Source organism: Mycoplasma hafezii, from assembly GCF_049942695.1.
In the GTDB taxonomy this organism is placed as follows: Bacteria; Bacillota_I; Bacilli_A; order Mycoplasmatales; family Metamycoplasmataceae; genus Mycoplasmopsis; species Mycoplasmopsis hafezii.
Map to the genome: position 1 here is coordinate 149438 of NZ_CP187940.1, position 15121 is coordinate 164558.

Sequence of the window (15121 nt, forward strand, 5' to 3'; positions counted from 1 at the left end):
TTATCCTTTCATTAAAATTACAGAAGAATGTTTTGCGAGTTTTTTATTGTTAATTAATTTATTATCTAATTTTGTATTAAATAACACTTTGTATATATCTTTGAATTTAAAATCATAATCATTATCTCCAAAGTTATGTGCGACAATAATTTTGTCCGTTCCTTTTTGGATTGTAAAAATAATTATTCCTTTTTCAACATCAACTACTTTGAATTTAAATTTGTTTTCAAGTTTTTCTAAATTTTTTGCTTTAAAGAAAACGGTTTCATTTCTAAATTTGTTTAACTCTTTTACGAAGTTATAAACATATTTTTTAACATCTTTGTTTTTAAGATGTTCTCATTTTAATCCGTTAGTATAATCGGTTGTTTTATATGAGTTTGATTGGTATTCGTTATTATCTGGTAACTCATTAAAATCATCTTTGTAGTTTGACTTAAATCCACGATGTTCTTCCATACCTGAAATATCCATAGGTTTAGATTGTAATAATTCAGTACCAGCTAGCATAAATTGGCGTCCAAATGTTGCAACACTCATTAACACACCTTGACGATATCTTTCAAGACGTTCATGGAATGATAAGTCTGTACTAGAAGTATTAATGCGATCTCAAAGCGTCATACCGTCATGACAATGCGAGTAAGCTAAATTCATTCCAAAATCACTACTAAATAATTCATATGGAGTTTGCACGTGTGGTAGGTTTTTAAAATTAAAATCTTTACGGTTTCCGAGAATTGAAATTAAGTAATTATTAAAGTATTCTGGATTATTCTTAACAATTAATCCTTGATCGGTTCCTTCTTCACCACCTTTAATAGTGTTTCTAATTGTGTCATTAAAGTAAGCGAAATTAAGTTTATTATCAACTGTTCCTTTAATGTAAGACTTATTAAAATCTAAATCACTAAATGGTCAAGCTTCACCGTGAAGCACAATATTAGGATGAATTTTAATTAATTCTTTATGAACTTCATCGATTGTTTCTTTATGTAAGAAACAAGATAAATCAAATCTAAAACCATCAACTCCATATTCAGTAACTAAATGTTTAAGAGAATCAATTATTAATCTTCGAACCATTACACGTTCATCAGCTAATGGTGGTAAATTAACAGGTGTAACTTTAGCATTATCACGGTAGTAGTACCCATCTAAAATATTGTCAAAAATATTGTTAGTCATCATATGGTTATAAACTACATCGACAATTACTGCAATATTGTTTTTGTGAGCTTCATTTACAAAATTACGAAATTCTCTAATTCTAGCATATGGATCGCTTGGATTTGATGAATAAATACCATTAATAGTAAAGTAATTATGTGGGTCATAACCTCAGTTATAGTTTGTTAATCATTTTTGCCCTTCACCTTTGTGATAAATTTTAGTTTCAAATTCATTTACTGTATAAGTAGCTTGTAATGGTAACAGTTGTAAGTGTGTAATGTTTAAGTCGTTTAAGTGGTCAAAAATTTTAGCTTCAGTTAATGCATTAAATGTACCTAAGCGGCTTTGGAAATCATTAGGGTTTAATAAACTAGTAAAATCACGAACGTGTAACTCGTATACGTATGGATCCATAATGTTATTAGTTTTTGTAATTAAAACTTTAGGCTTCTCACCAGCAAGTGCTGAATCTAAATTAACAAAAGCAGCTTTACCTACTTTAGTTTCGTCACCTTCTCAATTAAAAGGTGCCATACTGTATGCGTATGGATCAAGAGCGTATGTTATTTCATCATTTAAATGGTGAATTTTAAATTGGTAGTAATAACCATCAAAATCATCGCTAATTTGAGTGGTTCAAATGTTGTTGTCTTTTGATAGTAAAATTTCATCAATTTTCTTATTTTGATCGTTTTTATCATAAATTACCAAACTAACTAATCTAGCTAGTGGTTGTCATAGGTTGACAAAAATTTGGCCTCCTTGATAAAAAATTCCTAATTTGTCTTTAATTTCGGAATATTCGTTATCAAAATCTTTAAAAAATTGATCTGTTTGATATTTTAAATTCATAGCTATATTATTATAATTTTTCTTACTTTTTAGTTGCTGAAACTTGTTATTTTCTTGATGCATCAATGTTGAATATTCATGTATAAACATCAAATAAGAGTACAAAAAAATCACTAAAAAATTAGTGATTAAAAATAAGCTATTTTATTATCCGATTAATGAGAATTCTTGGTGATAGAATTCGAAATATTCAGGGTCGATATAGAATTTTCCAGCGATGCAAATACTTTCAGTATCATATCCAAAAAATCTAATTGCAAGTGAAGGATTCATTCCGAATTTTTCAACTTTTTCAAAAACAAGTTGATAAACAACATTAGTTACTAAACTTTTAGAAATTAAAAAGTCAATAATTGGTTTATTCATATTAATTTCATCATCACACTCGATATCTTTGGTTGATAAAAAGATTTCACCTTCAGTAATTAATTTATCTCCATTAAAGTATTTTTTATCAAATACTCTGTATCCTGCTGGGAAAATGATGTGCTTTTCGTTCATTCATTGTGGTAATTCTGACACTGCTTTTTCTACACCTGTTTCACTTGTTGCCTTAAATAAAAATGAAATTGGTTTAATTAAGTTGTGAAAATTTTCAGCAACAAAGTGACCACGTTTAGAAATTGAGTATACAGCTCCTAATGCAGATAATCGTTGATAAGCTCCAACTACTATGTTTCTAGAACAATCAAATTTATGCATTAATTGGTGTTCGCTAGGCATAATTTTATTAACTGGAATTTTACCTGAGCGAATTAAGTCCATTAAATACTCGATAATTTGAGTAGTCTTATTTTTTTCTTTTTTTGTATCCATAACTTTATTATATTCCTTTAATGTATTTAAATTCATTTTATATTTTTATAATTATACAACTTAAACCATCAAGTTGTTAGACAAGAATTTAAAGAAAAATACCTAAATTTAGGTATTAAACTTCTTTAGAAAAACTAGGTTTTGCTGGTTTTTTAGATTTTTCACCACTTAATGCTGAACTATTGTGTGTAAGATATACGTATGAGAACATGCTGTCTTGCACTTCAATAGTTGTTGATGTGTTAAGTGTAATTTTTTCTGGTAATTCTCCATAAAGGTATTCGTAGATTTCGTCATTTAATAAACCTGTTTGAATTGCAAAGTCAATTGAGTTAATTAATCAAGTTACTGCTCTATATCATGCAGTTTGACCTAATTCTACCTTTGTTAAGTACACTTGTTTTCCATTAATTGGATCGGTGTTTAAAGTGAATAATGAAGAAATAACAGCGTTTCTTAAATCTTTAAATTTATTATATTGGTTTCAGTTTTCATTATTTTGGTAAGCAATTGGTAATTCAGGTGCAAGTGAACCTACGAAAGTAGGAGCTTTTTTCTTTGGATCGTTGTATGATAATCTATCGTTTTTATCATCAGGTAATTGCACAAGTACTTCACCTGGTCTTAAGTATGAGTTATGATCTTTTTTATTAATGTCTAATGTTACATATTTAGCACTAGCTTTATCACTTGAACCACGTCCAGCAAGTAGTGAAATAAAGTTGTAAGTATCTTGTTTAACTTCGTTAGCTTTTGCAATTAAGTTAAATAATTCTAAAATTTCTTCTGTTGAAGAGTTTTTATTTACTGTGCTTGCTTTTACTTGTTTAAGAAGGTTTGTGTATTTGTTGTATCATCCAAATTGATATCTTCAACCTTTTAAATCAAGAGTTGCGTTTAATTTAATATTATCAATTAAAGCAGGTAAGATGTTTGTTGAAGCTAATTCTAATAATTCATTCATATTTTTAAGAGCTGCTTGCATTTCTGCTTCAGAGTTTTTATATAAAATTTTAACTTTTGAATTTTTACCTAATTTACGTGTAGCGACTTGTTCTTTGAATTTATTCATAAATTCTGTAGCATCTGTAGCTGCTTGACCTGTTAATGATTTAGCAACAGGTTCTAAACGATTCATAATTAAGGTTAATTTATCTCTGTTACTAATTACATTAAGATATAAATTAAGTTTTGCTTCTGCTTCTTGATAAAGTTTTTTAGTTTCTAAAACAGATTTTAATGCACTGGCTGTTTGTGTTGTTGTGTCTCTTAATTGAATATCTGTATTTTTTAAAGTTTTGATAGCTTGTTCTTTAATAGGGTTACCAAATCAATGTGTTTTTAAATATCACTCTTGAATGTATTGAAGATTATCTTTTAAAGCTTGTAATAAAGCTCCTTTTCCGTATCTATTATTCATTTTTGCAATAAATACACGGAAGTTAGCAAGTTCTTGGTTTGCTTCTGCTTCTGATAAATTTCCTTGAGCTAATTTTGCACCAAATTCTGCCATTTTTTGACCTAATTCAGCCGCATCATTTGTAAATTCAACATCATTAAATTTAGCTACTAAATCAGCGGCTTTAGCTAATTCTTTTTGAGCGTCTTCGCTTAAATTTACTGATAATACTGGTTTTTCATCGTTTTTTGATTCATCTGTTTTTTCTTTTTGCTTTTCATCAACTTTTGTTACATCTTCTTTAGTTTCTGTGTTTGATTGTTTTTCTTCGTTTTTTGTTTCTTTTTCTGTTTGGTTTTTCTCTGTGTTATCGCATGATGCAGATAAACCGATAATAGGTGCTGCTACTGAAGTAAGAGAACCTAAAAGTAATAAATTAATTTTATTTCTGAATTTCATATTTCTCCTTGATTAATTGTTAAACATTTTGCTCTGATTGTAAAAGTCTTATTTTTAGTCGCAAAATGTGAAAATTATTGCTTAATTATAGCAAAAAATAAAAATTTTTATTTGCAGAATAGAAAAATTCAAAATAAGAAAAACCACTTTTTTAGTGGTTTTACGTTGTTTATTTGGACTTTTAGCTAAATTTAACTGTAATTCCAAGTGATTTAACTTTTAAATCTGAGAATGAGTTTTTAAGATATTCAGCTTGGTTAAGAATTGTTTGATATTTTTCTTTTTCAATTCTATTTCAAGCACTATGTGAGCTTGGGTCGCTAGTATCCTTAGTGCTGTTAATAAAATCATTAAATTGCTTTTTATTTAATCCGATAAATAAATCAACTTTGGTTTGTAATACTTGGTTCGAACTATCAAAAGCAATTTTTCCGTAATTATTTTGCACTAAATATTGGTCTCAATTGTTGATTGGTGAAATAAATTCATCTTTATATGCATAAGCTAAATTTAAAAACATTGTTTCGAAATTAGAATCAAATTGAGGTTCTTTTGCAAGTGTAATTGGGTTGATAGACGCTAAAACAAAAGGTTTTGGTAGATTTTTAATGCTTTGTAGTTTTGTTAAAACTGCATCGGTGTTTTTTAGTTGTGCTGAAATTAATGAGAATTTAATTAAAACATCATGTTGCTTTGCTAATGGACTTTTTGAAATACTGTTTGAATTAATGCTATTTTCAATAGTTTTAAATTGTTCGTTTTGCTTTTCATAAACAGTCATTAAAATGAATGGTAATCCGTATAAATTGGTTTTTACCACAATAGCTTGTTGAGGAACTAAATCGTTAATGAATTGATTTTGGTATTCAATATATCCACTATTTGTTAATGCTGTTTGCAATTGTTTTGCAGTTGTTTGTTTAAAGAAATCATTGTTTGGAAATAATGGAACAACTTCAAGTCCGTTGTAGGTGCTAAAACCAGTTTTTTGATTAAAATCAAAAATGCTTATTCCGAGTTCGTTTGACTTTTTATTTGAACTATTGCTTTGTAAGTAATTAGTTAAAACTAATTCATTGAATTTTGCGTCAAATTTTTGATATTGGCTAAATAAATCGCCATATAGTTTAAATGTGGTATTTAGGTTTTTAAAGTATGCAAAACCATTTGGTAGGGTATTATTTACTAATTTTAATTGTTTGATAACTTCATCTTTTAATTGTTGAATTAATTCTTGATCACCTGCTTGCATAGATGAATGCACTTGATCAAAAATTAGCAATTGTTTATTTAATAATAATTGAATTTTGAAAGTCTTTAAAATTGCTTTAAATGCATCAAACTGGTTTCAAGAGTTTGTTCTTTGTTGTTCGTTAGCACGAGAGTATTTTAATAACATTTCAACTTGTTTTTTAACACGTTCAATAATTTTTTCAGTATCTTGGAAAAGTAAAAATTCATCGTGTTGATTTTTAACTAATGTAGTGCTAATATTAGCTTTAATAAATTCATTTGCTTGAGCACCAGCAGTACTTTGTAATGCGTAGTTTTGTAGTTCATAATAGACTTTTGGGTTTTTGTGTTCTAATTCATCAAGCATTTGAATATCCACTTTATTGGTACTTTGAAATAATTCGAAAATTCCTTGAATTGCAAAGTCATTTAAGAGATTAGTAAATAATGTTTGTGAACCTTGTAAAATGTTTTGCACGATATGGTTAAGTTTTTCGTCTTTAATTTCAACTTTGTATAAACTTGCATTGATGTTTACTGAATGGTTAACTTGTGTAGTTTGTTGTCATGCACAACTGCTTGAAAGAGCAAGTCCACCAAGAAGTGGAAGGGTAAGTAATAATTGCGATTTCTTTTTCATATTTATATTGTATTAAATTCTAGTTTGCGTATCACAAGTTTATCAGCATTTTAAGTACTGTAAAAAAGTTAAAAAACCAAAAATTTGATTTTAATAATTTGAGATTTATACATTAGGAGTTGAATAAATAATTAAGCATACTTATGGTTTAACAAAATTTTATAAAAAACACTCCAATATTTCAATATCAGAGTGTTGTGCTAAATGCGGCTGATTAATTTTGATTAAAAGTCAATTTCATTTCAAGATTTTGAGGTTTGTTATTATTGATATTTTCGACTGCTTTTTGTGTTGCTTCGTAAGTTGTATCAAATTCAGTTTTTAAATCAGTTAATTTAACATTATCATCAGTTAATAATTTTTCTAATTGTTCAAGTTTAATATCAAGTTTTTCTTGCTTAATAAAGTCAATAAGTAATTTTGCACGTTCTTTTAATTCTTTGATTTTATCTTGTTCATTTGCTAAATCAGATAATTTTGTAGTTTGAACTCCGCTTGGAATAGAAAGGGTTAAATAGTTTGCTAATGTGTTATATTGACTTTCTGAAATTGCAAAAATTATTCCAATAGCAGGAAGCTCTTGTGAATTTAAAACAAATGCATTATTGTTTTGTAAAATAGCAATTAAATCACTTGGTAATGATTTTTTAGTTAATTCATTTTGATATGTAAGTTGTAAATTAATTGTTGTATTTTTATCTTTACTGTCTAATTTAATTTCTGTTGCTGCAAATTGATTGAATGCAAGCAATGCATAAAATTGGTCAAGATTATATGTGCTTAGAATTTCAAATGGAGTGTATTGACTAGGGTTAATTGCTGGCTGATTTTGGTTATTACTTGGCATAAATCAAGCAGATGGTAATTCAAAGTTAATTAGATATTTAGCAGAATTATCATTTTTAAATGTGTTTAAGATTTGTGTTTGTACACTTGGTTTTAAAGCTTTAAGACTTTCTTTGTCTGTATATTTAATTAAGTTAATTCCGCCACTTAAGTTTAAGTTAGATACAGTTACTGGAATATAGGTTGAACCAACAAAACTGCTTGGTAATAAGAAGTCATCATTTAAGTTAGTTGGATAAATTTCAGATGTATATTGCATTTGTTTTTCAAGGTTAGCAATTGCATTGCTGATTTGTTCAACTTTGTGTTTTTGCTCATCGCTTTCTTTTTCTGCTTGTGCTTTTTTAAGTTCATCTTTTAATTTACTTAATTGTGTATTTAATGCTTTAAATAAACCATCTTTATTAGTGATTTCTGAACTTTCAGCACTATTTGTATCTAAAACATAACTAAAGCCTGGAAGCAGTGATTCGCCAGGAGCTGCTTTTAAATATTCAGGAGTTAAAGCATCGTTTAATAATTTAATTTGTTTTGAAATGCTTTCAGTTAATTCTGGTGCTTGTGAATTAAATAATTGTTTAAATTCAGGTGCAAGTTGGTTAAATTTAGCAGCGTATTCACTAAATAAATTAGAATTTGATTTTGCGATATATTTTTCTAATAATGTTGTTGAACTACCAAAGAATTGTAATTCTTTAAGTGATTGAGCAACTTTTCCTATTTCACCAATTTGAGGAATGATTTCTTGAGCAATTTTTGAATCTTGTTCTAAGAAGAAGCTTAAATATTTAAAGAATTTTAATTGGTAATTTTTGAATAAGTTTTGTGAAAATTCTTGTAATTTTTCAAATGAATTAATTTCGGTTGAGTTAACTTCAGAAACAAAAGCATTTAAATCATTTTGGATTTTGTTTTGGTAAAACACTAAATAAGCTTGTAATGGATAATCGTTGTGTTTAGTTTTGTAATCTGTTAATCATTGAGCTATTGCTGGTAATACTTTTGTAGAAATTGCTTGGTTTAAATGTGTAGCAGCGTCATTTAATTTAGTTGTATATGTTTCATAAACATCATTAAATGTTGTAGATAGCTTAATTTTAATAGGTGTAGTTTCAAAGTTAATATTTTCTAAGTTTAATGTACCAAGACTTCTTTTAAGTTCTTGTGTTGTTTCGTTAGCTAATGCATAAAATTTATTATTTAAACTTAAATCAAATTTTCCTTCAGGGTTTACAACTTGTTCTTCTAAAGCTTTAAGTTTGGTAAGTTTTTTATTTAAATCGATGATTGCTGATTGATTTTTAAATGCGTCTCAAATTGTGTTAATTTCATCATTTAGGCTAAATGCTGTTTTAAGAGTATAAATGTTATTGTATCAGTTTAAATATTCAGGCATCATCGCTTTAACAGGTGCTAATTCTGAATCTTTTGCAGAGGCTCCAACATTTTGTAAAGTACCCATAATTGAATTTGCTAATTGTTGACCAAATGGGTAATTACTCATTTGATGTTGAACCATTTGCATATTGTTTTGAATAGAATTTCCGATAAATCCAGCTAGTGCACTAAAAATTAATGAATTTTTAGTTGGAACTTCTTTTAATAAATATTGGACATAAAGCATAAAAAGCTTTTGCACTTCTTGAACGTGTTCTTCAAGTTTATAATCTTCTTTTTTAAGATTGCCTTGCATTGTTGTGAGTAATTGATCTAAATCTGCGATGTTTGTCTTACTCATTTGTTCAATAGCATTTTTTGCAAACTGAGCGTCAAATTTAGGTGAATTAGGCATAAATCCTAAAACTGATTGTAAAATTCGATAATTAATATTTAAATAAATAATATTAAAGAATGTATTTCCCATTGCTTGATCGATTTCATCTGCCACATTAAATTCTGTTTCTTTTTGAAAATCTCCAAGTAACTTAATTGTATCTGCTAAAGTTGCTTCTAATTCTGGTTTTACTTTTACTTCTTGAATTAATTTATATTCTTGTAAAGTAACATCACGGTTTGGAAGCATTAATTGTTGTTGAGCAAAATCTACTTTAATAGTTTTGGTTTCATCATTACAACTAATTGCAAGAGCAGGTACGATACCAACAGTTAAAGTTGCTGGTAGTAATAAATATTTTCTTAATTTATATTTCATAATGTTTTTAATTATATTAAATTAATGCTTTTTGTATCGGGTAAATTGCTAGAAGCTGCGAAATCTCATAAAACTAACTTATTATTAAGATTAATTGAATATTAATCTATATATTTAATATAATTAATTTTATTAATAAAGAATATTTAGAAAGGAAAATAATGGAAGAAAGACAAATGAATCCAACTGTTGGTCTAACTTCTGGAGAAGCACAAAGACGTTTAGCTAAATATGGGCCAAACGAACTGAGAGCAGTCGAAAAAAGAAGTCTTTTAAAAATATATTTTAGTCAATTTAAAGACTTTATGATTATTCTACTTTTAATTGCTGCTTTTATTTCTTTAATGGTTGCAATTTATCAAGTAATCTCTTCACACGGAAATATTTCTAAAATAGAAGTAGCTGTAAGTTTCGTGGAACCACTTATTATTCTAATTGTGGTTGCGTTAAATAGTGCTCTTGGAGCTTATCAAGAAGTGAAGTCCGATCAAGCAGTCAAAGCTTTAGCAGAAACAAACGAATTAACTGCTAAAGTAATACGTGATGGACAATTAATTCAAATTCCAACACACGAAGTTGTAATTGGTGACTTATTAGTAGTAGAAGCTGGTGATGCTATTTGTGCAGATGCACGTTTAATTGAAGCTTTCTCATTAAAAGTTGTTGAATCAGCATTAACTGGAGAAAGTACACCAGTTGAAAAAGAAGTTAAAAATTTCAAAAATGAAGAAATTATTCCACTCGCCGAAAAAACAAATCAAATTTTTTCTGGTACTTATGTTGTAAATGGTAAAGCTTTAGCTGAAGTTGTTGCAACAGGAAAAGATACTGAAATTGGAAAAATTAATACTTTAATTCAAAACCAAACAGTTACCTTAACGCCATTACAAATTAAACTTAGAAAATTAAGTAAATTATTTGGTATTTTAGGGATTGTTTTATTAGTTGTCGCATTTGTATTACAAGTTGTATTAACAGGTGCTTTTGGTGCTGATAAAGATCAATGAGCTAACCCTTCAATGTACTCAGATGCATTAATTATTGGTATTTCTTTAGCAGTAGCTGCTATCCCTGAAGGTTTAATCACTTTCACTACAGTATTATTAGCTATTGGTGTAGCACAAATGACTAAAGAAAACGTAGTAGTTAAGTCATTTCCAGCAATTGAAACATTCGGTTCAACTAATGTAATTTGTTCTGATAAAACAGGAACTTTAACTCAAAACAAAATGACTGTAGTTAAGTTCTATGATGCTTTACAAAAAGAAGGTGATTTATCAACTTCTAAAGCACTTAGTGCTTTTGTAGCTTGCTGTGATGCAAGTGTAACAGTTAATGAAAATAATGAATTTGTTGAAGTTGGAGATCCAACCGAAACAGGAATTTTACGTTTCGGAATTAAAAATAATAATAGTGCTGAAGATTTCTTTAGTACAAATAAAAAAGTTTATTCATTACCTTTTGATAGTGATAGAAAAATGATGTCAATTTTAGTTGATAATGGTAATGGTAAGAAATTTATGATTACAAAAGGTGCACCTGATGTAATCTTAAGTCGTTCAAAAAACGCTTCACCTGAAGACTATGAAAGAATTAAAAGATGAAGTGAAAGTGCTTTAAGAGTAATTGCTGTTGCGTTTAAAAACGTACCAGAGTACAAAAAAGACATTGACATACATGATGAACGTGATTTAACATTTATTGGATTAGTAGGTATGATTGATCCACCACGTCCAGAAGTTAAACAAAGTATTTTAGAAGCAAAAGCAGCAGGAATTAAAACAGTTATGATTACTGGTGATCACTTAATTACTGCAAAAGCAATTGGTCGTGATTTAGGAATTTATCAAGAGGGCGACTTAATTGTTTCTGGTGAAGAACTTGCTCAAATGAGCGATGATGAATTACGTGATAAAGTTGAAGTAATTTCAATTTATGCACGTGTAAATCCGACTGATAAATTAAGAATAGTTAATGCATGACAATCGCATAATAAAGTGGTAGCAATGACTGGTGATGGTGTAAATGACGCCCCTGCCTTAAAAGCTGCTGACTTAGGTTGTGCAATGGGAATTACAGGAACAGATGTTTCAAAACAAGCTGCTGATGTAATTTTAACTGATGATAACTTTAGCACTATTGTTAAAGGTGTAAAAAACGGAAGAGAAACATTCGACAGAATTAAAACGGTTATTTTAAACTTATTAGTTTCATCATTAACTGAAATTATAGTAATGTTAATTGGTTTATTTGCGTTTAGATTTATTTTTAAAGAACAAATTGGTGCTGCAGAATTCTTTATTCTGTCTGCTGCTCAATTATTATGAATTAATTTATTAACTCATGGATTACCTGCTATAGCTCTTGGTATCACTCCACTTGATGAAGATGTTATGAATCGTTTACCATTTAGTAAACAAGAAAGTATTTTCTCTCGTGGTATGGGTAAAAAATTAATTATTCAAAGTTTATTGTTATCATTATTTGCTTTACTTTCATATTTAATTGTTGGATTTATTGCAAAAGCAAATGGTATTATTGGAGAACAATTTGTTTTACTTACAGCATTTGCATGTTTTACAACATTAGGAATTGGAGCAAGTATCAACTCTCTTAACTTAATGAGCAAATATAATATCTTCAAATGCAACCCAATTAAATATAAATGAGTATATCTTGCTACTTTATCTTCACTTGTTTTAGTGCTTGCAGTTGCGTTTATACCAGGCTTAAACTCTATGTTTACAATGGCAAATATTTATTCAATTTCTGCTGAACAATTTAATCATGGATATTGAATTGTTCCAATCTTATTTGGTTTCTTCTTGCTTGGTGTTGAAGAAATTAGAAAAGCCGCAATTAACTATAATTGAAAAGAAGTTTTAAGATACAAAAAATAATTAGATATGATCCTAGCGAATGCTAGGATTTTTTAATTAAGTATTTATTAGAAAGAAAAAAGTCCCAAATTGTTGGGACTTTCATTAAAACATTAATGACTTAACTAGTGCTGAAATAGCTTGAATTTTATTATAAGTATTATCTGATGCTAAACTAGATTCTACTTCTTGTAAAGCTGCATTAATACTGTCTTTAGCAGTTTGGTTTGTATCTGGTGTATTAACTTTTTGATCAGCAATTTGTTTAAGTGCAGGATAAACATTTACTATTATTTCTTCTTTAGTATCTAATAAATTTTGTTTGTAATAATTATATTTTTCTACTAAATCAAGTGTATTTGTAGAAAAGTCTTCCACTTGTGCAAGTGTTGAAATTTGTTTAATTAGGTTTTGATTGAAATAATTTTGTTCTAAACTTGGTAAAGAGTTTATTAAGTTATCTAGTTCGCGAATAGTGCTCAAGTAGTTATCAACATCAATTTTAAAGTTTTGATTAAATAATTCTGTTCGTTCTCTGAATAGATCACGGAATATGTAAGCAGCATTATAATGATCATCCACTTGCATTGAACTGAAAAGTCCTAAGGAATTTGCCATAAAATTAAATGAGAAAGTGAATATATGATTGTATAGTTCTTCGCTTGTTGGATAATAGTTTGTTGCACCATATCAAGGTGTTTTACTGTCTAAAAAACGTTTAAAATATTCTTTATTTGTTAAAAAATTATCTAACATAACCTTTGAACTATATGGTGTATTTAGATCTGGTTTTATTGAGTCGTTGTTAATTCATGTGGTTATATCATTAAATTGTTGTGCACCTCAAATATATGGGAAAATGCTATATAGCATAATACCATCATTAAAACGGTAAACTCAGGAATCTGTGTCTCATAAACCTCATCAATTACCATTTGAACGATACTCATAGCTATATTCTTTTTGATCAAAGTTAGGATCACTTTTGTTTACCATAAAGGCATATTCATCAGGCATAACAAAAAGATGATCATTTGGTTCGAATTTTTCAGTTTTTGTGTTAAAAAAATCGTTACTTTCTCATAATAAGTTGTCTGTGTTTGTATCCGCACCCAATCCATACAAGGTTGTTTTAACTAACATTTCTATATATTCTGCAGGAGTTAGATATTCTTTTGCGATTTGTAATCATTGTCATCACTCATTAAATGTTTTTAAAATTCATCCTCTAAGGAGTTTAGCGGATTCTCAGATAATTGATAAATATTTATCATCAACAGCTTGTTTATTTATACCAGGAATTTGAGGATCTGCAATATCATCTAAATATATTTTATATGCTCGGTCGACTGATTTGTTAAATTCATTATCATTGTTTGCATCTAAGGATTCCTGTTGTTTTTTATTTGTTAAATATTTTTCACTAATTGCTTTAAGTTCCTCTGTGATTGTTTTATTTCTTTCATCATTTCAACCAAGCAACGGAACTTGGACAAATGATGAAACCATTCTTCCGGCTGCGAATTTATCATCATAAAGTCTAAAGTTTTTAAATACATTATAAAAGTGAGAAGTTGTTGATGAAATTTTTTTATTAAAATTATCTGCGAATTCACGATCTTCAGAAAGTAATTCATCACTTGTTACTTTGATTTCATTGATTTTATTGTCTGGCTCATTTAATAAATCTTTTAATTTATCAAGTAATGGTTCTATTTTGTCTTTATTATCAACATCATATTTATCTAAGATAATTTCAGTTGCTTTAATTATGTTTTTTGTTCTAGTAATTACAGGGTGTTCTTGTGGCTCTTCTGGCTTTGGTGCAGGTTTGTTATCTACATTATCATCTTTTGGTCGCTCATGGTCATTTGATGGTTTTGTTTCTTCTCCAGTTTGATTATCACCTGTAGAATCTGTGTTTTCGTTAGGTTTAGTTTCTTCTTTGGGTTGTGAAACAACTATTTTATAGTTTTTAATGTTTTCAATATCTTTTAATAAATCTTCATTTGATTCGTAGTCATCAAAAGCAGGTTTAGCCACATTGTCTAAATTATTATAGTTTTGAACAATTTGCTCGAAAGTAATTTGTGGATAATTAGCTATTTCTGCTTCTTTATCTTTTTTAGCCTTGCGAGCTTGTTGAATAAGATCTGCATTTGTAATTGCATCACTTAGTTTAATTTTGTATTCATCTATTGCTTGTTTTATCTCTTCAAGTGATGATTCTTTGTTGTTTATTACAGTCTCAACATTAGCTCGTGCTTGTTCCAATGCTTCTTGGTATCTTTTGTTCATACCGGTTGCAGTTTGTAATTGGAGCTCAGCTCATTCTTTTTCTAATTTAGTGCGTTCGTTTATAAAATCTACAGTGTTTTGATTTGCTAATTTCAATTCATTGTATTGTTTATTAATTTCATCAATTGTTAATGGTTTTTTAACAAGTGTATCATTACCATTTTTAATTTGAGTTTCTAATGGTGTAGAAATTGCAGAAGGTACTTTATTTGTAGGGGTTTTTCAGTTTCTGCAATTAAGTCTTCTAATTCTTGCTTTTGGATTCTTAAATCATTAATAGCATTTGTAACATCTTGTTTATTATCTGAATTAATTAAAGAGTTACCGTTTAAAATACTTTGTTTTAAAGTTTGAATATTTGCATAATTGTCAAG

The 15121-nt window shown here is 28.3% G+C and carries 7 protein-coding genes; 1 reads left to right on the forward strand and 6 read right to left on the reverse strand.

Annotated features, from left to right (window positions below; genetic code table 4):
- From ACPYPZ_RS00475 to ACPYPZ_RS00495, 5 genes are all read right to left on the reverse strand, one after another.
- Positions 1-2025, reverse strand: coding sequence for an alpha-amylase family glycosyl hydrolase (locus ACPYPZ_RS00475; RefSeq protein ID WP_426461375.1), 2025 nt, complete (start codon positions 2023-2025; stop codon positions 1-3).
- A gap of 147 nt (positions 2026-2172) precedes the next feature.
- Positions 2173-2841: a winged helix-turn-helix domain-containing protein gene (locus tag ACPYPZ_RS00480; protein ID WP_426461376.1), complete on the reverse strand. Its 669-nt coding sequence runs from the start codon at positions 2839-2841 to the stop codon at positions 2173-2175.
- Positions 2842-2956: 115 nt separating this feature from the next.
- Complete coding sequence (locus ACPYPZ_RS00485; RefSeq protein WP_426461377.1) at positions 2957-4699, reverse strand: hypothetical protein; 1743 nt, start codon at positions 4697-4699, stop codon at positions 2957-2959.
- A 181-nt stretch (positions 4700-4880) separates the two neighbouring features.
- Positions 4881-6572, reverse strand: coding sequence for a hypothetical protein (locus ACPYPZ_RS00490; protein ID WP_426461378.1), 1692 nt, complete (start codon positions 6570-6572; stop codon positions 4881-4883).
- Between the two features lie 214 nt (positions 6573-6786).
- Entirely contained in the window at positions 6787-9570 is a 2784-nt protein-coding gene (locus ACPYPZ_RS00495; protein WP_426461379.1) for a hypothetical protein, read from the reverse strand.
- A gap of 161 nt (positions 9571-9731) precedes the next feature.
- Here ACPYPZ_RS00495 and ACPYPZ_RS00500 point away from each other — a divergent pair, with 161 nt between their 5' ends.
- Positions 9732-12470 (forward strand): cation-translocating P-type ATPase, encoded by a 2739-nt coding sequence (locus ACPYPZ_RS00500; RefSeq protein WP_426461380.1) that lies wholly within the window; start codon positions 9732-9734, stop codon positions 12468-12470.
- A gap of 84 nt (positions 12471-12554) precedes the next feature.
- Here the strand turns inward: ACPYPZ_RS00500 and ACPYPZ_RS00505 are convergent, their stop codons facing one another.
- Entirely contained in the window at positions 12555-14843 is a 2289-nt protein-coding gene (locus ACPYPZ_RS00505) for a hypothetical protein (protein ID WP_426461381.1), read from the reverse strand.
- Positions 14844-15121: the final 278 nt, after the last annotated feature.